The sequence below is a fragment of the Bremerella sp. P1 genome (assembly GCF_028748185.1).
Taxonomy (GTDB): Bacteria; Planctomycetota; Planctomycetia; order Pirellulales; family Pirellulaceae; genus Bremerella.
Genome location: NZ_CP118164.1, coordinates 1,343,700 through 1,367,304, shown reverse-complemented (window position 1 = coordinate 1,367,304; position 23,605 = coordinate 1,343,700). Strand labels below are relative to the sequence as shown.

Genomic DNA, 23,605 nt, shown 5'->3' with positions numbered 1-23,605 from the left:
GTTGTCCTATCCATCGGTTCGGTTTGTAGCGGTCTTTAGCTCTAGATAAGAAAAATCGTGGTTTCGGGCTAGGTAAACTTTAGCGATTAGCTGCGCTAGCATGCCGGTTGTGAGGGAAACGGAAATCTGGGATATTTAGTAGATTTGACACAGTGAATTCCTCCCCGCCATACGGCGACACGCTAGCTGGAAGCACCGCTGCTGCCAGCATCTAAGTCGGTTCGTGGTGGGCATTTCAGTTCTCCGGAAGCAGTCCATGCCAGGTCCTCGATTCGCCGGCCGCCAGCACCCAATCTTCAACGATATTCAAAAGCGTATTCTGATTCTCGATGGTGCCATGGGGACCATGATTCAGAAGTACAAGCTGACCGAAGCCGATGTCCGTGGCAAGCAATTCGCCAACGAAGAAAAGGATCTTCGTAACTTCAGCGATCTGCTCTGCCTGACCAAGCCGGAGATCATCGAAGGGATCCACCGCGAGTTTCTCGAAGCGGGCGCCAACATTATCGAGACCAATACGTTTGGTGCTACGCCCATCGCGATGGAAGAGTTCGCCCTGAGCGAGTCTCTGGCAACCGATATTAATGTGGCCGCAGTGAAGCTGGCCAAAAAGGTCGCTGACGAGTTCAACGACCGCAATCCAGACAATCTCCGCTATGTGGCCGGTTCGATCGGTCCCACCAGCAAGACGGCGTCGATCTCGCGACGGATCGAAGATCCCGGTTTCCGTGATGTGACCTTCGACCAGTTGGTCGACTCTTACCTGGTGCAGATCCACGCGATGGTGGAAGCCGGGGTCGATATTCTCTTTCCGGAAACGACCTTCGATACGCTGAACCTGAAGGCCTGTCTGTTTGCCATCGAGAAGTACTATCGCGAAAAGGGAATCGAAATTCCGGTGATGACCTCGGTCACCATTACCGACGCTTCCGGGAGAACGCTTTCCGGTCAGACAGTCGAAGCATTCTGGAATTCGGTTTCGCACTTCCCCATGCTCAGCGTGGGGATCAATTGTGCTTTGGGTGCTGAGTTGATGCGTCCTTACGTGCAGGAACTTTCCTCGATCGCGTCCTGCTATATCAGTTGCCATCCCAACGCAGGCCTCCCCAATGAAATGGGCGAGTACGATCAAACGCCGGATCAGATGGCCGCTACGATCCGTCAATTTGCCGAGAACGGCTGGTTGAACATCGTCGGTGGTTGTTGCGGAAGCACGCCAGCTCACATCAAGGCGATCGCCGACACCATGCGTGACTTCGAGCCGCGCAAGCTGCATGAGCAGCCACATCTGACGCGGTTGAGTGGTCAAGAACCGTTTACGATCACGCCGAAAACCAACTTCGTGATGATCGGTGAACGCACTAACGTTACCGGCTCACGTCGTTTTGCCCGGCTTATTCGGGAAGAACAATACGAAGAAGCGATCGCCGTGGCGCTGCAGCAGGTCGAAAGTGGTGCAAACGTCATCGACGTGAACATGGACGACGCATTGCTCGACGGCGAAGCGGCCATGACGCGCTATTTGAACCTGATCGCGGCCGAGCCTGATATCTGTAAAGTACCGATCATGATCGACAGCTCGAAGTGGTCGGTCATTGAAGCCGGCCTTCGCTGCGTGCAAGGAAAGTCGATCGTCAACTCGATCAGCCTGAAAGAAGGGGAAGAAGAGTTCCTCAACAAGGCCCGGCTGTGCCGCGATTACGGGGCCGCCGTTGTCGTGATGGCCTTTGACGAAGTAGGGCAAGCCGTCGAGCTTGATCGTAAGGTCGAGATCTGCAAGCGAGCGTATGATCTGCTGGTCGACAAGCTCGACTTCGATCCAACAGATATTATCTTCGATCCAAACATCCTGACGGTGGCCACCGGGATCGAAGAGCACAACGACTACGCGATTAACTTCATCGAAGCGACTCGCCAGATCAAACAGGTTTGCCCCGGAGCCAAGGTTTCAGGTGGTGTGAGCAACGTGTCGTTCTCGTTCCGCGGTAATGATGTCATTCGCGAAGCGATCCATGCCGTGTTCCTGTACCACGCCATCAAGGCCGGCCTGGACATGGGGATCGTCAATGCCGGGCAGTTGGCCGTGTACGACGAAGTACCGAAGGAATTAAGGGACCTGATCGAGGACGTACTTTTCAATAAGCGACCCGACGCGACCGAACGCCTCGTCGATTTTGCCGAAACGGTCAAGCACCAGAAGGGAGCTGGGCCGAAGCAGGAAGATCTCTCGTGGCGAGAAGAACCAGTCGAAAAACGATTGGCTCATTCGCTGGTGAAGGGGATCGATCGCTTCATCGTGGAAGATACCGAAGAGTGCCGCCAAAAATCCGAGCGTTGTCTGCACATCATCGAAGGTCCACTCATGGACGGGATGAACATCGTCGGCGACCTGTTCGGGGCCGGCAAGATGTTCCTTCCGCAGGTGGTTAAAAGTGCTCGCGTGATGAAGAAGGCCGTGGCCTACTTGCTTCCCTTTATGGAGAAGGAAAAGGAAGAGCTGGGGACGACGGACGAAGATGCCCGCGGCAAGATCCTGATGGCGACCGTGAAGGGGGACGTGCACGACATCGGCAAGAACATCGTCGGCGTGGTCCTGGGCTGCAATAACTACGAGATTATTGACCTGGGCGTGATGGTCCACTGCGACAAGATCCTAGCCGCGGCCAAAGAGCATGGCGTCGATGTGATCGGCCTGTCGGGGCTTATTACGCCAAGTCTCGACGAGATGGTCCACGTTGCCCAAGAGATGCAAGCCGCCGGGATGGACATTCCGCTCTTGATCGGCGGTGCAACGACCAGTGCCAAGCATACGGCCGTGAAGATCGCTCCGGTTTATGATCATGCCGTGGTCCATGTTTTGGATGCGTCACGCAGTGTGGGCGTGGTTGATCAGCTGCTGAGCAAAGAGAACTCGCCTGCGTTTCTGGAGAAGAATCGGAAGCTACAACAGGAACTTGCCGAATCGTATCGTAAGCGTCAGGCCATCACGCTCGTTTCGTTGAAACAGGCCCGCGAAAAGCATTTTGAGACCGACTGGTCGAGCGTCGACATTCCGACGCCGTCGTTCACCGGTACGAAGACCCTGAAAGAGTTTCCTTTGGAAACACTTCGCGAGTTCATCGACTGGTCTCCGTTCTTCAACTCGTGGGAACTCAAGGGTAAGTATCCCAAGATCTTCGAAGACGAGTACGTGGGCGAAGAGGCGAAGAAGCTCTTTAAGGATGCGAACGAGCTGCTCGACCGGATCATCTCTGAGAAGCTTTTCACCGCCAATGGTGTGTTCGGTTTCTATCCAGCCGCGGCCGATGGGGATGACATTATCGTCTACGACCCCAACGACCCAGAAAAGGAAATCGAACGTTTCTTTACGCTACGTCAGCAATGGGAACGTAAGGGGCAAAGCGACTTCCGAGCCCTGGCCGACTATATCGCTCCGGTTGGAAGCGGGCGACGTGACTACCTTGGTGCATTCGCTGTGACGACTGGTATCGGTTGTCAGGAACTAGCGGCCAAGTTCGATGCCGACCATGACGACTACAATTCGATCATGGCCAAGGCCCTGGCTGATCGTTTGGCGGAAGCGTTCGCTGAGTGTCTCCACCTGGAAGCACGTAAGGCGTGGAAGTACGGCGAAGCGGAAGGGCTCTCCAACGAAGAGCTTATCAAAGAAGATTACCGTGGCATCCGTCCGGCACCTGGTTACCCGGCACAGCCCGACCACACCGAGAAGTGGACTCTCTTCCGACTACTCAATGCTGAGCAAGAGACCGGTATCCAACTGACCGAAAGCCTGGCGATGATGCCAGCGGCCAGTGTGTGTGGATTGTACTTCGCCCACCCAGCGGCACGCTACTTTGCGATCCACCAGTTGGGCCGAGATCAGGTCGAAGACTACGCCAAGCGGAAAGGGATGCCACTAAAGGACATGGAGAAGTGGCTGGCCCCCAACCTTTCGTACGACCCGTAACCGTTAGGTTGTGCCAACTGCGTTGACGTTGCCTGAGCCTGAGTTCTTCGGCGAAAGCACGAGGAACTTGCTCTGGTTGTGGTCGGTCACGTCGAAGGCGGCGACCTTGCCAATCAAGCTGAAGTGACGAACGAAGCCTTTGGCGGGAATGATCAGGTTGTCGTCTTGAACTTTCGTGGCGATCGCTTCATCGGCGGTCGCACGGACGAACTTGATCAAGATTCGCCCGGTCGGTGGATCGTAGCCGAGCACGGCGTAATCCATCCGGGCTCGCTTGTTCTCGATGTTCTTCAGCGGAATGACGAGGTCGCCATTCATCTTTCGAACGTAAGCGGGACTGCGGGTCTTGGCATCATTCCGCGGCGAATACATCTGGAAGGCTGTTTCCATGCCTTCGACGTTATCTTCGGCCAAGTACTGAATGATGTCGGAAATCGAAAGCACGCCGACCAGCGTATTGTGTTCATCAACCACCGGCAGACAGCCAATTTTGTTGGTGGCGAGCACGTAAGCGGCGCGGGCTAGTGGAATGTCGGGGCCGACCGTGATTGGCTTCTCGATGCTGATCAGTTGTTCCACACGCTTGTGGGTGACTTCCTGACCCTCCGGCTTCATGGCGCTCATCAGCGCACGAACGATATCGCGTTGGGAAACGACGCCCAAGACTTGCTTGGTATTATCGACGACCACCACGCGTCGTAACGAATAACGAGCCATCAGGTCAGCGACAATATTGACGTGCGTGCCTACGGTCGCAGTATGGACCTTGATCGACATCACGTCTTTGACGTTCCCCTGTAATTGCTTCGAGATCGTTTCGATAGCGGTCATACTTCCCTGGCGTCTTCTCAAGTTTCCGGTCGAGAGGGAGACCGAGCGGTCTTCTCCAAGCGACTCGATAGTCGTGATTACTAGCGATTAGAACCGACGGGCTGCCCTGCGCAACTTCCACTTGCGCTTCACCTCTTGCCGGTCGGTGAAACTATAGCATCGAAATGTGCTTGTGGAGGGAATGACTAGTGACGTCAAAGCAGCCCAAAAGCGGCGTGCGGAAGAGAAAGAGACCGCTGGTAACGGTTCTATCGGTCACAGGGAATAGCGAAGGTTGAATTCCCTCAAAAGGTGTGGCCCGCCATGGCTTTGATTGGTCTAGTTTTCCGGCATGTAAACGTGCTGGATTTCAGTTTCTGGCAGTTTTGTAGCCAGCTGGGCAGCTCCTTCACCGGTAACGCCTGTACGGGTGACGATCAGCGTTTTGAGTTGCGTCATGGGCGCAAGCTTCTGCAGACCATCGTTCGTCAACGCGGTGGAGCCGAGATGCAACCAGGTGACGTTGGGAAGCTTGGTCAGCTCTTCGATCTGCGCATCTCCGATCGAGTTTCGGTCGAGGTTAAGCCACTCGAGCGAGGTCAGCTGGGCCACGTTGGGCAACGACTGGTCGGTGATCTTGGTTGCCCAGAGATTGAGTTTCTTCAGGCCGTTGTGCTCAAGCAGATGCGCGACGGCCGCATCGCTGAAATTGGTTTCACTGACGTCGAGATCTTCCAGTGCGGTGAGCTCGGCGAGTGCCTCGAAGCTACTCCCGTCAATCTTCGTACCTCGCAAGCGAATGCGTTTCAGTTTTGTAAATGGGGCCAGCTTGGCCAGGTTCGCTTCCTTGAACGGGGCTCCGAACAAGTACAGTTCTTCCAGCTGTTTCAGTCCGGCCAGGCTCTCAAGGGTTGCTCCTTCAACGGCCGTTTCATCCAACCCCAAGACTTTCAGTTCCGTGAGTCGCCCGACGTGCTTGAGATCGGCATCAGTGATCGGGTTGCCACGAAACTGCAGATTCTTCAGCTGGGTGCATTGGCAGATCTGTTCCAGGGCGGTGCCGGTGACCTGTGTTTCTCGCAGGTCGAGCACTTGTAGGTCCTTCGGTGAGCCAACCTCTTTCAGCATCGCGTTATCGACAGGGCAGCCTCGCAGAAGCAGCTTTTGCAGTTTGGGTAGTGTGCCGATACGCTTCATGAGGTTCTCGTCGATCGGTTTCCCCGAGAAGTCGACGAGAACAACCGCGCCGCTGGCGTCCTTATCGATGCGTGCCCCGGCATTAACGAGCATCGCCTCGGCGGCACGTTCGTCTTGCGTGGGGCCTTGGGCCGTGGGCTGGGAAGGCGATGACGTACTGCCTGAGGTGCAGCCAATCACCAAGGTACAAAGTAGGAGAAGGGGGGATAGACGCATGATCGAGGGTCCTCTGCAGAAGCAAATCGCGCGGGGCAGCCCCTATTCTATCGCGTTTCCCGTTTTCGCGGCACTGGGATTTCAGACAGAAACACCAGCGACGTAGCCGCTCGACCAGGCCCATTGAAAATTGAACCCGCCAATGCGTCCGTCGACATCGCAGATCTCACCGCACATGTGCAGTCCAGGCACGATGCGGGATTGCATTGTCTTGAGTTCGATCTGCGACAACGGCACGCCCCCGGCGGTGACTTCAGCGACCTTGAAGCCCAGCGTTCCCGTGACCTCAAGCGGGTAGTTACAGACGGCTGTTACGAGGCTCTTGCGCTGCGTCTTTGCCAGATCAACGCCTGTTTGCTCGGGCGGAATCTCGGCAAAGCTTAGTAGATGATCGACGAGCCGGTCAGGCAGAAGCTCGCGTAGATAGCCACGGATGGAACGCCGTCCGAGCGACTGGAGATCGGCCTGTAAGGCTTCCTCGTTGATCTCGGGCAGCCAACGGACGCTCAGACATACCTGTCGCTCGTCGCAAGCGGCGATCCAGTGACGGCTCATGTCCAGCACGGCCGGTCCCGATAAGCCTTTGTGGGTGAGCAGCAGATCGCCTTGAATTGTTTCGATTCGTTTTCCGCTGGTCTCGGTTAGCTGAAGCATGGCCGGCAGCGAGATACCGGAAAGCTGCTTCAGCGGATCGCCATCGGCCAGTTGCAAAGGAACCAGGGCAGGGAAAATCTTGGGCGTCAACTCATGCCCCACGCGGCGTACGATTTCCAGACCGTGTCCATCGCTGCCGGTTTGCGGAACGCTTTTGCCACCGGTTGCCAGGATTACCTTCGGGGCGACTAAGTGTCCCCAGGGACCGGTAATCTCGAATTCGGATCGCTTGTCGACTTCGGAGGGGGGACGAATGTTTTCGACGCGGTGATTCAAGAAAATCTTAACCCCCAGGCGTTCGATCTCGGCCAGCATCGCATCGAGGACCGTTCGAGCTTTGTCCGTCGTGGGAAACAGCTTGCCGGTTGGTTCCCGTTTCAACTTGACGCCTAATTCGGCAAAGAACTCGATCGTTTGGGGCTGGGTGAATCGACCGAGGATCTTTTTGATCGCGTTCGGCGAGCTCCCGGAAAAGTCGCTTGGGGTGACCTTCTCGTTGGTCACATTGCAGCGGCCTCCCCCAGCAATGAGTATCTTGGCTCCAATCCTTTTCGCCCCGTCTAGAATGACGATTCGGCGATTAGGATTGGTTCTAGCAGCCCAAATAGCAGCAAACAGTCCGGCCGCACCACCACCAACAATGGCCACATCGGCTCGGAATGACGTCTTCGTTTCACTCAATTCAGCGATCCCCTTTGAGCCATGTAATGTGGTTGTCGGGAAGAGGAATGGCAAGGGGCTGGCTGGTAAACTGGCCGATTCATCGCTTGGCTTTCTATAATCAGAGACACCGTTGCCCAGCTACAAGGTCTGCGGTTCCCGGTAATATGTTGTGCAAACAACGGGTATGGTCCTGCTAGTTTGATCCCTGCTGAGATTTCATGATGGAGCGATTTTTCGCTGTTCTGATCGCGATTTTTTTGCCGTGCATCGTGCACGCTGAGGACCGCGTGCCCGATCCGCAGGCCGGATATGATCATCTGATCAATACGACCTATTTGCCTCCCTACTTCGATCAGGAGACCTTTGACAACGTCTGGAAGGTCTGGCCGAAAGCCCTTCGCGAAAAGGCAGAAAGTGCCGACGCGGACGTGCGGCGGCAGATGGCGTTTGAGCGGTATGGGCTGACGGGGCGGCCGGAGGACCCAACCAAGCCACTCCAGTATGTGGTCGATAAAAAAGGAAATTGGACGCTCAACTGCTTTTCGTGCCATGGAGGACAAGTCGACAGCAAGACGATTCCGGGCCTGCCTAACAACCGTTTCGACTTCGCCGGAATCACCGACGAGATCCGCCTGACCAAGGCGCTGCTTGGCAAAAAGTTAGTGCCGACCGACTACAGTTCGCTCGTGTTTCCGATGGGGAATAACAAGGGAACGACAAATGCGGTGAACTTCGGGGTGGCCTTGCTGTCGCTGCGAGATGCTGATCTGAATATCGTGCCTGGGGCCAGCTTTCCTAAGATGTTGCATCACGATATGGAGCCTCCGCCATGGTGGCACTTTGCCAAGAAGGAAAACATCTATCTTGATGGCTTTGCACCCAAAGGACATCGAGGGCTGCTTCAATTCACGCTCGTCAAGGAAAACAAGGCCCAGGCCTTTCGAGATCGTGAAGACGACTTCCGCGATGTATACGCTTTTCTAAGTTCGCTTGAAGCCCCGAAGTACTCTGGGTCTATCGATCAAGCCAAGGCGGACCAAGGGCGATTGGTGTTTCATAATCATTGCAGTGAATGTCATGGCACCTACGGCGAAAAGGCTGAGTACCCAGAACGCATGGTGCCGATTGATGTGGTGAAGACCGACCGAGCCCGTCTCGACTCACTCACGCCAGAGCATCGCGAAGGGTACGGTAAGAGCTGGTTCAATACCTATGGGGAGCAAGAGGGCTTAATCGCCGATCCCGAGGGCTATGTCGCTCCGCCGCTGGATGGCTTGTGGGCCACGGCTCCTTATCTGCATAACGGATCGGTTCCCACGCTGTGGCATTTACTACACCCAGACAAGCGACCCCAAGTTTGGCGGTGGAAGAACCTCGAATACGATCACCAGCACATGGGCATTTCGGTCGAAGTACTCGATGAAGTCCCTCGCGGACTTTCTTCGATTGATCGACGCGAAGTCTTTGATACGTCCCGGTTCGGTAAAAGTGCGGCAGGGCACGACTTCCCCAATGTGCTGAGTGAGCGGGAAAAAGAGGACCTCCTTGAGTATCTGAAAACCCTATGATTTTCGGGCGAAAACAGGGTACTTGCCCCCAGGTTGGCCCCTCTGCCAGATTGACACGCTAGGGGGACTCGATACCATGAATCTCTCAGCGAAAGCCTTCAAAAATCAGCGGTTACGACTTAAAACCGCGTCACGCGAAACAGGCCGGCGGCCTGAACGAGGATTCTGAATTTCATGTCGACGCAACTGCTTGCAGCGAAAGAGGGGACGATCACCCCGGAAATGGAGTATGTGGCCAAGCGGGAGAATCTCTCTCCTGAGTTGGTGCGGGACGAAGTCGCTTCCGGTCGCATGGTGATCCCAGCGAACCAAGTTCACCTTCAAGGTGGTCTCGAGCCGATGGGCATCGGCTTGGCCGCCAAGTGCAAGATCAACGCTAACATCGGCAACAGTGCCGTGACAAGCGATCTGGCCGGGGAACTCGATAAGTTGCACGTCGCTGTTCATCACGGGGCTGATACGGTGATGGATCTTTCCACGGGAAAGAACATCGACGAGATCCGCGCCCAGATCATCGAAAAGAGCCCGGTCCCGATCGGTACGGTTCCGATGTACCAGATGCTGGAGAACCTGGGCGGCAACATCGAAGACATGACCCCGCAGCACTTCCTGGATATGGTCGAGCATCAGGCCAAGCAGGGGGTCGACTACATGACCATCCACTGCGGTATTCTGCTGGAACATCTGCACCTGACGACCAACCGCGTGACCGGCATTGTCAGCCGTGGCGGTTCGCTGATCGCCAAGTGGATGATGGCCCATCGCAAGCAGAATCCGCTGTACACCAGCTTTGATGATCTCTGCGACATCATGCGTCAGTACGACGTGACCTGGAGTCTGGGCGATAGCCTGCGTCCTGGTTCGCTTGCCGATGCTTCGGACGACGCCCAGTTCTCGGAACTCGACGTCTTGGGCGAACTGACCAAGCGAGGCCGTGCCAACGGTACGCAGGTCATGGTCGAAGGTCCCGGTCACGTGCCAATGGACCAGATCGAAATGAACATGAAGCGTCAGCAGGAAGTCTGCGATGGTGCTCCGTTCTATGTGCTTGGTCCGCTGGTCACCGACATCGCTCCAGGCTACGACCACATCACCAGTGCGATCGGCGCGGCATTGGCCGGCTGGCATGGTGCGGCCATGTTGTGCTACGTGACTCCCAAGGAACACCTGGGACTTCCCGAAGCCGACGACGTCAAGCAAGGCGTGATCGCTTACAAGATCGCTGCCCACGCAGCCGACGTCGCACGTCATCGCCCCGGTGCTCGCGATCGAGACGATGCATTGAGCAAGGCCCGCTTCGAGTTCGATTGGAATGAACAGTTCCGCCTTTCGCTCGATCCTGAAACGGCCCAGGCCTACCACGATCAAACTTTGCCGCAAGATACGTTCAAGAGTGCCCACTTCTGCAGCATGTGCGGTCCCAAGTATTGCAGCATGAAGATCACCGAGGAAATCCGTGCGATGGCCTCGCAGGACGAGCTGATCGCCTTGCAAACCAACAAAGACTAACGATTTCCTTTCTGTCTCGGCAGAGCCTTGGCAGTAAAGAATCTGGCGGATATTTAACGCGGTCCATGTTTATGGGCCGCGTTTTTTATTACGGCTCGCAGGCTGGGTAAGTCATAACGTTTTCTCGCAAGAAGCGATCACGGAGTGGGTGTCTCAATGGGAAAATCTGGGGAACTGACCTACTTGCGAGATTTGGACGAAAAGGGAAAAACTCGTCTCGCGAACAAGCCTTTTTCAGTCGATTACAAAGGGCGGCATCTGTGCGATATCGGCATGATGCGAAATCTGTTGCCTGATCCGCCGGCGCGGCTACTGGATTTGGGCTGCGGTACCGGATGGACGTCGTGCTTTTTTGCCATGATGGGGTACGACGTGGTTGGGCAAGATATTGCTCCGAACATGATTCAGGCTGCCATAGCGAACAAAGAACGCTTTCGCGCCGACTCGGTCAGCTTTTTCGTTAGTGACTACGAGTCACTCGACTTCGATGAAGAATTCGATGCCGCATGCTTCTACGATTCACTCCACCATGCAGAGCATGAGCGTCTTGCCCTGAAGGCTGTCTTTCGTGCTCTTAAGCCAGGAGGCGTTCTGGTGACGCATGAGCCGGGCAAGGGGCACGCGGCGGCAGAACTATCGATGCAAGCGGTCGAGAGGTATGGCGTTACGGAAAAGGATATGCCTGCGTACCACCTCATGGAACTAGCAACGGAAATTGGTTTTTCGTCGGCTCAATACTTCCCATTTGCCAACGAAGTCGTCGAAAGCCTGAGACTGCATAGAGCACGTCGTTTGACGGGTATGCGAGGTTGGCTGGAAAGAATTCAGAGCGGCCTGGGCGATACTTTGCATCGCATGCGAGCCAAGCGACATATCCGACGATTGATCGATAATTCGATCGAGGCGGGCGGAATTACCTTGCTTACCAAGTAATCTGATAGCTCGATCTCACGGAAAAACTTCGAGAAATTTAACCCAGGTGCTCCCATTTCACCGCGTTTTCTATACGCACTCGCCTAGGACGATTTTCCGATAGTGTTGATAATGCTCCCATGGACGCGCCTTCAAATCCCTATGAATCGCCTGCCGGTGGTGCAGTTGCCGATACGATCCCGGATCGTCTCGCTGGGGATCCGTCCTTCTGGGCGACGACCTCCACCCAGTTTTTTGGTGCGTTCAATGACAATATCTTCAAGCAACTACTACTTTTGGTTGCCGTGAACCAAGCCCTGAACGGCAGTAGTGGGACCGATTACCAAGGGCTCGCCATGGTAGTCTTCGCCGCGCCATTTGTTCTGTTCGCAGGTCCGACCGGTTTCTTATCCGATAAGTACAGCAAGACATCGATCATCCGCATCTCGAAGGTGCTCGAGATCGTCGCGATGGCCCTGGGCGTTGCGGCTTTCTATTGGTACGACCAGTTGGGCATGGCTGGGCTGCTGCTAGTGCTGGCATTCATGGGCTTTCAAAGCACGCTATTCGCCCCCGCCAAGTATGGGATTCTACCGGAGTTATTCCACGGGCGTGATCTGCCGAAAGTGAACGGCGTGTTCCTGATGACGACCTTCCTGGCGATCATCTTTGGAACCGTGCTGGCCGGCATTCTTCGTGACTCATTACCAGGCAATCTCTGGATTGCTTCGCTGGTGTGCGTATTGGTGGCTATCGTAGGGACCCTGACGACGATTCCCATTCGCCGTACAAGCCGAGCTACGCCGGATGCCAAGTTCACGATGCAGGCCGTGGGCATCCCGAAGAAGACGCGAGAACTGTTCATGCAGGATCACGCGATCTTGAAGGCGTTGTTGGCCTCGTGCATGTTCTGGTTGTGTGCGGGAATCGTACAGCAGGCCGTCAACTCGCTGGGTAAGGTGCAACTCCAATTGAGCGATACCGAAACCAGTTGGCTCGGAGGGGCTATTGGGCTCGGCATTGGACTGGGATGTATGCTTGCCGGTGTTCTCTCAAGCGGAAAGATCGAGTTTCGCCTGGTGCAGATCGGTGCTTGGGGCATTCTGTTGTGCTTGGCCCTGATGGCAACGCCAGGCGGACACCACGGTCACATGCTCGGTTTATGGGGAAGCCTGCCGGTGCTGGTTCTGTTGGGTATTTTTACAGGGATGTTTTCCGTCCCAATTCAGGTTTACTTGCAAGCCAAAGCCCCGGAAGATCAGAAGGGCCAAGTCATTGCCGAGATGTCTCGAGCCAATTGGCTGGCGATCTTCCTTTCAGGGTTCTTGTATTCAGTCTTCGATCAGGTTCTGATCTGGGGAGGACTGGCACGCTGTTATTTGTTTGGATTCACCCTCATCATCATGCTTCCGGTGGCGTTGTTTTATCACCCCCACTCGGAATCGCTCGAATCGGATAAGGATACTCAGTAATGCTCGGAGCATCTCTCGACATCGCGGCCTATATCGATCGCTTCAAGGCCGAACTCGACAAGCTGGATCAGGCGCAGATCAAGAAGTGGGCCGACCTGGTCTACGAGGCCTACGAAAACGGCAAGTTCGTTTACATTTTCGGAAACGGCGGCAGCGGCTGTAACGCCAGTCACATGGCCGAAGACTTCGGCAAGAGCTCTCTTCGTGAGAAAGACCTGGGAGACGAATCGCTACGTCGCCTGAAGGTTCTCAGTTTGACCGACAACGCCGGCTGGATCATGGCCGTGGGTAACGACATCGGTTACGACCAGATCTTCCTGCAGCAGGTGATGAACTATGGACAGGAAGGGGATGTCGTGCTGGCGATCAGCGGCAGCGGTAACAGCGACAATGTCTTGAAGGCAGTCGACTGGGCCAATCGACATGGGCTCAAGACCTTGGGCCTGACGGGCTACGGCGGCGGTCAACTCCGTGATCTGGCGCACCATAGCTTCCACGTTCCGTTGGATGACATGGGCATGGTCGAAAGCATTCACCTGGCCATTTTTCACTGGGTGCTGAATGACGTCTTTGCCCGCATCAACGATGAAGGCCGCTACGCAAAATGAACGTCGTTGGCGTCGAAATTGGCGGAACCAAATTACAAGTGACCTTGGCCGCTGCGGATTCGCTGGAAGCGGTATGTTCGCTTCGTGAAACGATCGTACCGGCCAAGGGCGCCGAAGGGATTCGTCACCAGTTAGAAGCGATGATCCGTTCGCTTCAATCTCAGCATGACGTCGACGCGATGGGTATCGGGTTTGGCGGCCCCTTGGACGCGAAGACCGGGATCATCACCAGAAGCCACCAGGTCGAAGGTTGGGATCAATTCCCGCTGGCTCACTGGTGCCGTGATCAGTTTGGTGTTCCGACCGTAATCCGCAATGATTGTGATACGGCAGCACTCGCCGAGGCGACCCTCGGTGCAGGCAAGGGGAAGCAAAGCTCGTTCTACGTGACCGTGGGGAGTGGAATCGGTGGCGGGTATGTCATCGATGGAAAGCTCATGGGGACCAGCAGGCCGGCGTTTGCTGAGATTGGTCACCTGCGTCCCGGCGTGCTGCACTCGGAAGCGGCGAACACAGTCGAAGCGGAATCGTCCGGCTTTGGCATCATGACGGAAGTTCGTCACATTCTGAAAAGCATCACTTCAGAGGATCAAGGGGACGACTACTGGGAACTAATGAACTGCTGCGATGGCAATATCGAGATGCTTACCACGCAAAACATTGCCGAGGCCGCGGCTCGGGGAAACAGCATTGCCCGTGCGGTCTTGAACGATGCGGTCGAAACGCTGGGTTGGGCCATCGGTCAGATGATTACCCTGATGGCACCAGAGGTTGTCATCATCGGCGGCGGCGTATCCCTGATGCCAGAAGAACTTTTCCTGAAGCCGCTGAAAGAAAACGTCGCGACGTATGTCTTTCCGCCCCTGGCCAATAGCTACGAAATCGTCCGGGCCGAATTGGGGGAGGCCGTCGTTGTGCAAGGGGCGCTTCTGCTGGCCAGGCAGTCATTAGAAAAGTAGCTACTTCGCGAACTTCCCGCGAAACTCGGGCAGTGGGTAGTCGACGATCGGCAGGTCCAAGCGGGCCAATTCACGGAGGCGATCGTAGCCGCGGCTGACCAGTTCTTCACGTTGACGGACGAAATCAGGATCGAGATTTCGCTTATCAAAGTCGCCGGGACACTCAACCGGTGTAAATTTTTCGTGCACGATAAACTGCGCCAGTGCCGGATTGCACTTAGTATGCCGCTCAGGTGTGGTGTGCAGGACCTCAGGATCGAGCATCCCGATCACAAATCGCAGGTACAGGTCACTTTCAAAGAGACGTTCGACCGGTTGTCCACAGACGTCGCAAAGATAACCTTCGTCGCATTTGGCCATCGCTTCCCTTACCACTGAAAAAATTCGAGGCCAGGAATATCGCTCGGGCAGGCACCGCGAATCGCTTGGACGAGCAAATCACTCGCTTCGTCGGGGGTCACCGGTTTTTGCATCGAGCCGCCGCGGTCGGCATCAGGAATGTCGAGTTGAAGGTAATTCTCTTCCCACATGAACTGGATGATCTGGCCATCCTCGCAGTAGACGCCCAGGAAAGAGCCGTGCTGCGGCGAGAGAGTTTGCCACTTGTTCAGGATGTCGGCTTCCTGGCCATCGATCGTCGCATTCGATTCGATGCCTTCTTGCGTGACACTGTCGAAGTAGAAGTATTTCAAGGGCGATCTCGAGGGGCAAGAAATGGCTTAACGGTTAAGAGGAACTCTTAACCGTTAAGATACCAAGCCTTGCCTGTTTTTACGAGGTTGCGAACTCAGGCGTACGCCTTAAAGCTTTTTGAGTTCGTCGGCCAGTTCGACCAGGTGATCGGAAGTCTGCTTCATGCCCTGCACGATGGCGCTCTGCTCTTCGACGGCGGCAGCGACCGCATTGCTGTTCTGATTAACTTCGGCCACGCTGGTGGTGATGTTCTTATTGGTATCAACCACGCGCTGAATATTATCGCGAATGATACGGATTCGCTCGCCGATGTTCTTCGTCGCTTCCGATGTGCTGTTGGCCAGCGATTTTACTTCGTTGGCAACCACGGCGAATCCACGTCCGGCTTCTCCGGCTCTGGCCGATTCGATGGTGGCGTTAAGGGCCAGCAGATTGGTCTGCTCGGCAAGGTCCTGGATCGTGTTCACGATACCGCCAATCTCTTGGCTGCTTTCCGATAACTGATGAATCCATGAGCCAGCGTCGGAGACCTGGTGATTGGTATCTTCCGCCAATTCGGCATTACGTACGATGCGGCTGCTGATCTCATCCATGGCGGCCGCCATCTCGTTCACGCTACCGGCAACCGAGTTACCCACGTTTGCCAGGTTGTTGACTTGGCCTCGAATCTCGTGCCGCTCGGTTTCAATGCTCCAGCATGCCATCGGGCCGGTGTAGTTGCCAGCGTTGTCGTAGATGGCACTGACGTTCAGCTGGATGACTTCCGACCCGAGGTGAAACTGGGCCTTCATCGGCAGGTTGGCCGGGTCGTTCAGGATTTGTTCCTGGTGCTGTGGGTTTGCGTGGAAGATGCCCAGCGGCGAGCCAATAACTTCCTCGATAGGAACCGGGAGCAGGTGTGCAATCTTCTTGAACGTCTCGCGCGAAGCAGGGTTCACATAGCGAATGATCAGGTCTCGATCCGCGAACATGATGTTCAGCGGAAGGTTCTCGATCATGTTCTTCAGGCGAGTTTGCTCTTGCTGCTCCTCTAGGCGGCTCGTGATGTCGATGGCGATTTTGACGACCTTCGATGGCTTGCCGTTTTTGTCAAAGATGGGGTTGTACCTAGCTTCCAGCAAAACGGGTTGGCCGCTCTTGTTGAACCGGAGGAACCGGCCAGCTACGTATTCCCCTGCGTTTAGCTTGGTCCAGAAAGCACGGTAGGCGTCGCTTGCTGCTTCGTGGGGATCGACCAGCTCCCGGTGATGCTTGCCTGCTAGTTCTTCACGCGTGAAACCGAACGTGCTTAAGAATCGGTCATTGGCCGTGCGAACGGTTTCATCCAAGTTGAATTCGATGACCAGCATCGAACGGTCAATCGCTGTCTCAAGTGCTGAGACTTCGTTGGTGGTCGTTTCCGCATCAACGGCGCGCAAAGATGATTTCGTACCACGGAACCAGTTCGCAAACTGGGTGGAAATAAGTCCAAACATTAGTTTCTGCCCACATTCAAATCGTTGTTGGATGTCTATCCCTTCGGAATGTCTTCCGGTGACGGGGAAAGATAGATTTGAATTGAGGATCTTTTCGCTGGCTTTGAAGGCGATTGCGGCATGGCGCAGACGAGCCACGTTCTATGCCCGCACAATCGTTACAAGCGGGCATATCTTGATTTCTGAGCGTTTACCGCGTAGAGACTATTTGCCTTTGTTGGCATTGAGTTGCTGAGACAACCCTTCGACCGCACCGGTAAGCTTGGGACGACCAACAATATTGGTGTCCTCTTGAGGATCTGCTTCATGGTCGTACAGCATCTTGGCGTGCACGTCTTGTTGCTTCGATGAGTATTCCGTGTAGCGAAACTTGTCGGTGCGAATCGTATCACCAGCTCCGAAACGGCCGATGGCAAATGGTTTGCCGGCAGCGGTCGGATCTTCCAACAGCGGCACGAAGCTTTCGCCTTGGCAATGCTGCGGAGTTTCGAGTCCGCACAACTGGCACAACGAAGGATAGATGTCCACGAATTCAGTCAATGCAGCGGTCTTCTGTCCGGCGTACTTGCCTGGGACCTTTACGATCAACGGAGCGTGCATCGACGTTTCAAAACAGGAATGCTTACACCAGAGAGTGTGCTCGCCCAGGTTCCAGCCGTGATCGCCCCAAAGGACCACGATCGTGTTGTCTGCTAGTTCCAGACGATCGAGTTCATCTAGTAGCTTGCCGATGTTAGCATCGGTGTAGCTGACGCATGCGTAGTATCCGCGAATCATGTTCAGCGCCGTTTCGTCACTGACGGGACCCTTTTTCGGAATGCCAGCGTATGCGCGGAGTTCGCCAGAGTTGTGAATAGCGGCATCTGGAGCATTCTTCGGACGGTGATAAGTTTCTGGTAGTGAGATCGTATCCGGGTCGTAAAGATCCCAGTACTTCTTCGGAGCCACAAATGGGAGGTGAGGTTTGAAGAAGCCGACTGCCAGAAAGAACGGTTCGTTCTTTTCCTTCAGTCTTTGCAGGTCGTTGACTGCCTTGTTGGCCAGCTTTCCATCGGCATAGAAATCATCTTTCACGTTGGCCGATTCGTAGGCAGGGCCGCGACCCTTGGGAGTTGTCTTCGATGCAGCAATGCTCTCGGGCAATTTATATGCCGGTGCCTTTGGTCGCCACGGTTCTTCCGTCCATCCTTTTGCATTGTCGCTGGGGTGATGAAAGATCTTTCCGTTGGAGATCGTCGTGTAGCCTGCATTCTTGAAGTGAGTATTCAGCGTGGTGATGTTCGGTACTTCTTTCTCGGCCGAGGCGAGATGCGTCACGAATCGTTTAGGGGCAGGCCGAATGCTCGTCATCAGCGCAGCACGCGAGGCTCCGCAAGTTGGAACCATGCAGTAAGCACGTTCGAAGACCGTTCCCTGCGACGCTAAGCGATCAATATTAGGCGAATGGATGTGCGGCTTGCCGTAACAGCCCAACTCGGGACGAAGGTCGTCTACCGCGATGAACAGCACGTTGGGACGGTCAGCTGCCTGGAGTGCCGTGATAAACAAGAGTGACAACAGGAGGGGGACAAGCGAACGATACATGAGGGGGAAATTCCGTTAAGGGGGCGAGCGATACGGTGAGTGGTGATTTACCTCTCATTCTTCCCATGAGAGGCAAAACTTTGCAACTTTTCTGGAAAGAATCGTGGCAAATTGCTTAGCGACCATCGGAGCTTTTGCAACAAAACACCCTGTAATTGTACATGTAAATTAGTGAGGCATGTATGAATAATGTTTCATTGGGAGATCTCGTTACCGGTGCTATTCTAAAGAAATCGCTTGGCGCGGTAAGCGAAGATAAAGGACAGGTCAGCCTCCTTGTCTATGTTTTATCTCGACTTTCTCGCCGCTGATCGATTTGCCGTCTTTTCGGCGCGTTTTCCTTTTTTACATTTCTCGCTCAGGGCTTATTACGAGTCCTAATAAAACACGTGCTAAGCGCCTCATAACTTAGCCGCCAATCTGCCTCCTCTTTTTTCAAAGGTTGTTAGTCATGTGCAAAGCCTCTTGCAATTCGTTGGGACGTCTTCCTCGGCGTGGTTTTACTCTGGTCGAACTTCTGGTGGTGATCGCCATCATAGGCGTTTTGATTGCTTTGTTGTTGCCTGCCGTTCAACAGGCTCGCGAAGCCGCTCGCCGCATGCAGTGCACCAACCAACAAAAGCAGCTCGCTTTGGCGATGCACAATCATCACGATACCTACGGTAAGCTTCCAGCGGGTAGCTACAACAATGCCGCTTGGGGACGCGATTCCTACTCGTGGTACTGTTACATCCTGCCGTTCATCGAAGAAAACGCGATGTACGAAGAGCTGAACCTAAACGAAAAAATCAATGGTGGTGCTTCGGTTCGCAGCTACGCTCGGATGCAACTTCTCGATGCGATGCTTTGTCCTTCCGACGACTCCAAGATTCAGGAACAAGGTGTCGACGACTGGCAGAGCGCGTTGCATAACTACGTCGTTTGTTATGGCGACTCGAATTTCAACTCGGGTACGCCTTGGAACGTGGTCGACGGCTACGCTGGTAAGGCCGGTATGTTCATTCCTGAGAAGGCAGCCGGACTGCGTGATTGTACCGACGGTCTTTCCAACACGCTGTTGTTCTCGGAAATCATCACCCCTTCAGAAGAAGACTACTGGAGCAGCATGGGTCGTACGCAAGTGGCCATGGGGGCCGGCTTCACGACCTTCCTGACCCCAAATGCTGATGCGAATGATCGTACCAATCGCTGCCACTTGAACCTGGGTGGTGCGTTGGGACAGAAGTGTACCCAGCATGCCGACTGGGACTGGGGTGCCAACGTCGTTGCTCCACGTAGCTGGCATCCAGGTGGCGTGAACGTGGCCCTGACCGATGGTTCGGTTCGCTTCGTCGCTGAAACGGTCAACCTGACGGTGTGGCGTGGATTGGGTACTCGCAGTGGCGGTGAAGTCCTGGCCGAATACTAATCGGCCCTGGCACTTCGTTCCCAACAACGTCCTTATCGAACTGGAGATATGACATCATGGCGATCACCTCATCTCGCAGCCTGATGTGCTCAGCTTTATTGGTCCTCGTTGCACTCGTTGGGTGCAACGGAGATGGCAAAATGACGGTCGATGGTACAGCCACCTGGAACGGGCAACCAATCCAGAAAGGCTATATCGAACTGCAGCCGGTTGGCGAAGGTCATTTTGCCAGTGCCGAAATCGTCGACGGTAAGTTCAAACTGCAGACGACGCCTGGCAAACGTTTGGTGAAAATTACCGCCGAGAAGAAGATTGGCGAAACTCCACCTTCCGATCGAATTCCGGAAGCACAGCCAATCATGTTCCAGTTTGTTCCACCCAAGTTCAATTCGGAGTCGACGCTCGAGATGGATATCGCTGCTTCTAATCCGACTTTGGATGTGACTCTGGAAGGGGATGAACTGCAGCCCCGAAACGGCCTCACGGCTGACGAGAAACGGCGAATGACTCTGCAAACAGGCGGACGTCGCTAGACTTCTGTCGCTACGGCGACCGATGGAACCTAAGCAAGCGGGTTCGAGAGTTTAACCACGAGCAGGCAGCATCGTGGGAGACTTCTCGACCCGCTTTTTTGTTGACGCACTGCGTTCGGGATTTCACAATGGGAGGCCTCTTTGCCCCTGGAACTATTCCCAAGAGATTCCATCATGAAACCTGCCTGCCTAGTTTTCTCTTTTCTATTGCTCTTTGCCGCGGACGCTGTCGCCCAAGGCACCTTGGATAAGTTGCCCAACGTCCTCATGATCGTAACCGACGACATGGGATACGGTGACATGAGCAGCCAGGGAGCGAAAGGGTTTAGTACGCCGAACCTCGATAAGCTGGCGGGGCAGGGGACTCGATTTACAAGCTTCTATGTGGCCCAGCCTGTTTGTACAGCTAGTCGTGCGGCTTTCATGAGTGGCTGCTACCCGAATCGTGTGAGTCTGCAGGGGGCTCTCAACCACACCAGTAAGAATGGGATTCACCCTGACGAATACCTGCTTCCCGAGATGTTCAAAGACTTGGGCTATGCGACGGCCGGTATGGGGAAGTGGCACCTGGGGACGGTGATGGAGTTCTGGCCGACGCGAAACGGGTTCGACGAGTGGTTTGGCACTCCGTATTCCAACGACAACACCAAGTACCATCCCGTATTGGCCGCCGAGATGCCTCCGTATCCCTTGTACGAGGGTGAAACGGTCGTCGAACTTGATCCCGATCAAAGCCAGTTCACCAAGCGAATCACCGAAAAGGCGGTATCCTTCATCGAACGCAACAAGGATCGACCTTTCTTTTTGTACCTTCCGCAAATCATGCCGCACGTGCCGATCTTTGCCTCCGAGCAGTTTAAAGGGAAGACCGAACATGGCTTGTATGGCGACGTGATCGAAGAACTCGATTGGTCGGTCGGCGAACTAATGCGAACTCTCGATCGCTTGAAACTAGCGGACAATACAATTGTCATCTTCTTCAGCGACAACGGACCATGGCCCAGCTACGGCGAACACGCCGGCGACGCAGGCCCATTCCGCGAAGGCAAGCTAACCACCTTTGAAGGAGGCGTTCGTGTGCCATGCATCATGCGATGGCCAGGGCATATTCCTGCCGATCGCGTATGTGACGAGCCTGTCATGTCGATCGATTTGCTGCCCACTTTGACCAAAGTTGCCGGCGGCAAGATGCCCACAAAAAAGATCGACGGACTTAACATCGCGGATGTACTGTTCACCCAAGATGGCAAGACGCCGCACGATGCCTACTTCTTCTTCGGCGGCACCGGTCTTCAGGCCGTTCGCAGTGGGAAGTGGAAGCTGCATTTCCCCCATCCTTATATCACCGTGGCCGGTGAGCCTGGCAAAGGTGGGAAACCATCGAACTGGGGTAAGAACCCTGCCCAGTCGATCACTCAAAGTGGTATTGAGGGGATTGCCAGCCGACATGGTGGCCGTGTCGAACATATCGAACTGAGCCTGTTCGACCTGGATAGCGACCCCGGCGAAACCAAGAATCTGGCCAGCCAACATCCCGATGTGGTCGAACGCCTTTCGAAGCTGGCCGAGCCGGTGCGTAAGGATCTGGGTGACTCGCTGACTGGTGTCGAAGGGACCGGCGTGCGTGAGGCTGGCTGGGTGAAATAACGCCGCCTGTGCCCAAGGTTATCTTCGAAACAACATTGCCCCGGCAGATGCGGGGCAATGAATGGTCAAATCTTAGAATTGGATCAAGCGAAGCGAGGCTTACTTCTTCGCTTCAGCGAGGATCTTTTTCCCTTCTTCGGGACCAATCTCGCGGATGAAGATGTTTCGCCAACGAATCTCGCCACCATGCGTTTGCAGCATGATTGGGCCAGTGGCCGGCAGTGGCTTGCTGCGATCCCAGTAGTTTTCCATCACGGCGCCGTCAACGACCAACTTATCGTTCAACCAAACCCAGGTAACGTCTTCGATTTGACGAATGCGTACTTCGTTCCACTCGCCAAACGGGCGATCGGCCAGCACCAATGGATCGCGTCCCGGGGCATCGACGGCGTTGTTCCACAAGCTACCCGAGCCTAGATGGCGTTTAATGTGGGGCTGCTTGGGATTGTAAGGCGTCGTGACGTCCCAGATTTGCACCTGAGGCGTGCCTCGCAGGTAGATGCCGCTATCCGCCTTCGGCACGGTCTTGTAGTCGATCAGAAGTTCGATGTCGCCGTAGTCTTTGTCGGTGGTGGCGTAGGGGCCGTGACCATCGTTGACCAGTTCCCCATTTTCGACCGACCAGTGATCCGCGAATTCAGCACGCTGCTTCTTGTGGTTCTCTTCTTTCTGTTCGCCGGTCAGCTTAGCCGACTGGTGAGGGTTCAAGCCATGCCAACCCTTAAGATCTTTGCCATTGAACAAGGCTTTGAAGCCTTCTGGCGGCTTGGGTTTGGCAGCGTGAGCTGAGACAACAAACAGGGCTCCGGCCAAGGCCAGGCTCAAAAATGCAGCGCGGTGAAAGAGACGTTTCATGGTGTGCTCCCAGATAACGGTAGGGGGATTGGGTGAGGGTTTGTGGATGAGGTAGGAGCACAAGTATAGACGAAAGGAAGGGGAAATGGTCCCCTTTCCTTTGGGGGCGAATTATTAAAACGAGGGGCAAGCTGGGCTTTTTTTCTGACAAGCCCAGCGTGCCATTTGTGCTAGACAGCCTGGGCTAAGACTTCGCCATGCTGTTTTGTCAGGTCGATGCGAAGGATCCCTGTGACCAGTCGCGGAAAGTCGCTACGAGGCACGAGTCGTGCAAGTCGCTGGGGATCGCTGGGTAGTTCGAGCTTCTTGGCCGCACTGGTCACTTTCGCATCGGCGAATGGGTAGAGTTCACCCCAGAGGCCTTGGACTTCGCGTAGGAAGATCTCAGCCCCGGTCGATCCGACCCCTTTGAATTGCTCGAGCAGTCGTCTCTCTTGGGCCACATCATGATGAGCTTCAGCGCGTAGTTGGCGGAGGTCGCCATAATAACGTTTAAGCACGAGATCGGCCGTCTGTCCCAGTTGCTTTGAGCCTCGGCTATCGAAACGCCGGTGGCCATGTTTGGCGATCACGTCGACTCGCTTCTGCCACGATGCTTCGACCATTTTACGAGGCGTGGTGAGATCGGCCTGCTTAAGTGCCGTTGTCGCCTGGACAGCCTGATCGGCTTCAATCCGAGAACTCAGCAGTAGCGATTCACAGAGTAGCTGAAACAATGGTGCCGGAGCATCACGCAAGCGAATGCCTGCCTGATGGGCATATGTTTCGCCGTGCGTATTGAGAATTGTCTTCGCGATCGCTTTTGATGTGGGCTTGGTCATGATTGTTCTCCTCTTGTTTCTTTGTTCAAGAGAAGAACACTGCAACGTCTATGC

At 55.0% G+C, this 23,605-nt stretch carries 19 protein-coding genes; 10 read left to right on the top strand and 9 right to left on the bottom strand.

Features of this window, described 5'->3' with window-relative positions:
• Positions 1-256 precede the first annotated feature (256 nt).
• The gene (gene metH, locus PSR63_RS05760; protein ID WP_274331516.1) at positions 257-3,967 is read left to right on the top strand and encodes a methionine synthase; all 3,711 of its coding nucleotides are present in this window, start codon (positions 257-259) and stop codon (positions 3,965-3,967) included.
• A 3-nt stretch (positions 3,968-3,970) separates the two neighbouring features.
• Here metH and PSR63_RS05755 read toward each other — a convergent pair whose 3' ends face one another.
• The 3 genes from PSR63_RS05755 to PSR63_RS05745 form a co-directional block, all read right to left on the bottom strand.
• Positions 3,971-4,798: a CBS domain-containing protein gene (locus tag PSR63_RS05755; protein WP_274331515.1), complete on the bottom strand. Its 828-nt coding sequence runs from the start codon at positions 4,796-4,798 to the stop codon at positions 3,971-3,973.
• Between the two features lie 318 nt (positions 4,799-5,116).
• Positions 5,117-6,190 (bottom strand): leucine-rich repeat domain-containing protein, encoded by a 1,074-nt coding sequence (locus tag PSR63_RS05750; protein ID WP_274331513.1) that lies wholly within the window; start codon positions 6,188-6,190, stop codon positions 5,117-5,119.
• A gap of 81 nt (positions 6,191-6,271) precedes the next feature.
• A complete protein-coding gene (locus PSR63_RS05745) occupies positions 6,272-7,525 on the bottom strand; it encodes an NAD(P)/FAD-dependent oxidoreductase (RefSeq protein ID WP_274331512.1) in 1,254 nt (417 codons plus the stop codon).
• Positions 7,526-7,725: 200 nt separating this feature from the next.
• Between PSR63_RS05745 and PSR63_RS05740 the strand changes: the two genes are divergently transcribed.
• From PSR63_RS05740 to PSR63_RS05715, 6 genes are all read left to right on the top strand, one after another.
• Positions 7,726-9,075: a cytochrome c gene (locus tag PSR63_RS05740; RefSeq protein WP_274331510.1), complete on the top strand. Its 1,350-nt coding sequence runs from the start codon at positions 7,726-7,728 to the stop codon at positions 9,073-9,075.
• 174 nt (positions 9,076-9,249) lie between these two features.
• Positions 9,250-10,584: a phosphomethylpyrimidine synthase ThiC gene (thiC, locus tag PSR63_RS05735; RefSeq protein ID WP_338000665.1), complete on the top strand. Its 1,335-nt coding sequence runs from the start codon at positions 9,250-9,252 to the stop codon at positions 10,582-10,584.
• A 156-nt stretch (positions 10,585-10,740) separates the two neighbouring features.
• On the top strand, positions 10,741-11,517 hold the full coding sequence (locus PSR63_RS05730) for a class I SAM-dependent methyltransferase (RefSeq protein ID WP_274331508.1): 777 nt from the start codon (positions 10,741-10,743) through the stop codon (positions 11,515-11,517).
• Between the two features lie 119 nt (positions 11,518-11,636).
• Positions 11,637-12,968: an MFS transporter gene (locus PSR63_RS05725; RefSeq protein ID WP_274331506.1), complete on the top strand. Its 1,332-nt coding sequence runs from the start codon at positions 11,637-11,639 to the stop codon at positions 12,966-12,968.
• Positions 12,968-13,576 carry an SIS domain-containing protein gene (locus tag PSR63_RS05720; RefSeq protein WP_274331504.1) on the top strand — a complete coding sequence of 203 codons (609 nt, stop codon included), beginning with the start codon at positions 12,968-12,970 and terminating at the stop codon, positions 13,574-13,576. The genes PSR63_RS05725 and PSR63_RS05720 overlap by 1 nt, the downstream gene beginning before the upstream one ends.
• Positions 13,573-14,535: an ROK family protein gene (locus tag PSR63_RS05715; protein ID WP_274331502.1), complete on the top strand. Its 963-nt coding sequence runs from the start codon at positions 13,573-13,575 to the stop codon at positions 14,533-14,535. Before PSR63_RS05720 ends, PSR63_RS05715 begins: the two co-directional genes overlap by 4 nt.
• Here the strand turns inward: PSR63_RS05715 and PSR63_RS05710 are convergent, their stop codons facing one another.
• From PSR63_RS05710 to PSR63_RS05695, 4 genes are all read right to left on the bottom strand, one after another.
• Positions 14,536-14,895, bottom strand: coding sequence for a hypothetical protein (locus tag PSR63_RS05710; RefSeq protein ID WP_274331500.1), 360 nt, complete (start codon positions 14,893-14,895; stop codon positions 14,536-14,538).
• Positions 14,896-14,903: 8 nt separating this feature from the next.
• Positions 14,904-15,227 (bottom strand): hypothetical protein, encoded by a 324-nt coding sequence (locus tag PSR63_RS05705; protein WP_274331498.1) that lies wholly within the window; start codon positions 15,225-15,227, stop codon positions 14,904-14,906.
• A gap of 108 nt (positions 15,228-15,335) precedes the next feature.
• Positions 15,336-16,646, bottom strand: coding sequence for a methyl-accepting chemotaxis protein (locus PSR63_RS05700; protein ID WP_274331496.1), 1,311 nt, complete (start codon positions 16,644-16,646; stop codon positions 15,336-15,338).
• 261 nt (positions 16,647-16,907) lie between these two features.
• Positions 16,908-18,287, bottom strand: a complete 1,380-nt coding sequence (locus tag PSR63_RS05695; protein WP_274331495.1) for a sulfatase — start codon at positions 18,285-18,287, stop codon at positions 16,908-16,910.
• Between the two features lie 451 nt (positions 18,288-18,738).
• Between PSR63_RS05695 and PSR63_RS05690 the strand changes: the two genes are divergently transcribed.
• From PSR63_RS05690 to PSR63_RS05680, 3 genes are all read left to right on the top strand, one after another.
• Positions 18,739-19,695 carry a DUF1559 domain-containing protein gene (locus PSR63_RS05690; protein ID WP_274331493.1) on the top strand — a complete coding sequence of 319 codons (957 nt, stop codon included), beginning with the start codon at positions 18,739-18,741 and terminating at the stop codon, positions 19,693-19,695.
• A 140-nt stretch (positions 19,696-19,835) separates the two neighbouring features.
• Positions 19,836-20,228 (top strand): hypothetical protein, encoded by a 393-nt coding sequence (locus PSR63_RS05685; protein ID WP_274331492.1) that lies wholly within the window; start codon positions 19,836-19,838, stop codon positions 20,226-20,228.
• Positions 20,229-20,402: 174 nt separating this feature from the next.
• A complete protein-coding gene (locus PSR63_RS05680; RefSeq protein ID WP_274331491.1) occupies positions 20,403-21,875 on the top strand; it encodes a sulfatase family protein in 1,473 nt (490 codons plus the stop codon).
• Between the two features lie 99 nt (positions 21,876-21,974).
• On the opposite strand, the gene PSR63_RS05675 is transcribed toward PSR63_RS05680, so the two are convergent.
• Positions 21,975-22,730, bottom strand: a complete 756-nt coding sequence (locus tag PSR63_RS05675) for a 3-keto-disaccharide hydrolase (RefSeq protein ID WP_274331490.1) — start codon at positions 22,728-22,730, stop codon at positions 21,975-21,977.
• Between the two features lie 170 nt (positions 22,731-22,900).
• Positions 22,901-23,551 carry a hypothetical protein gene (locus tag PSR63_RS05670; protein ID WP_274331488.1) on the bottom strand — a complete coding sequence of 217 codons (651 nt, stop codon included), beginning with the start codon at positions 23,549-23,551 and terminating at the stop codon, positions 22,901-22,903.
• Positions 23,552-23,605: the final 54 nt, after the last annotated feature.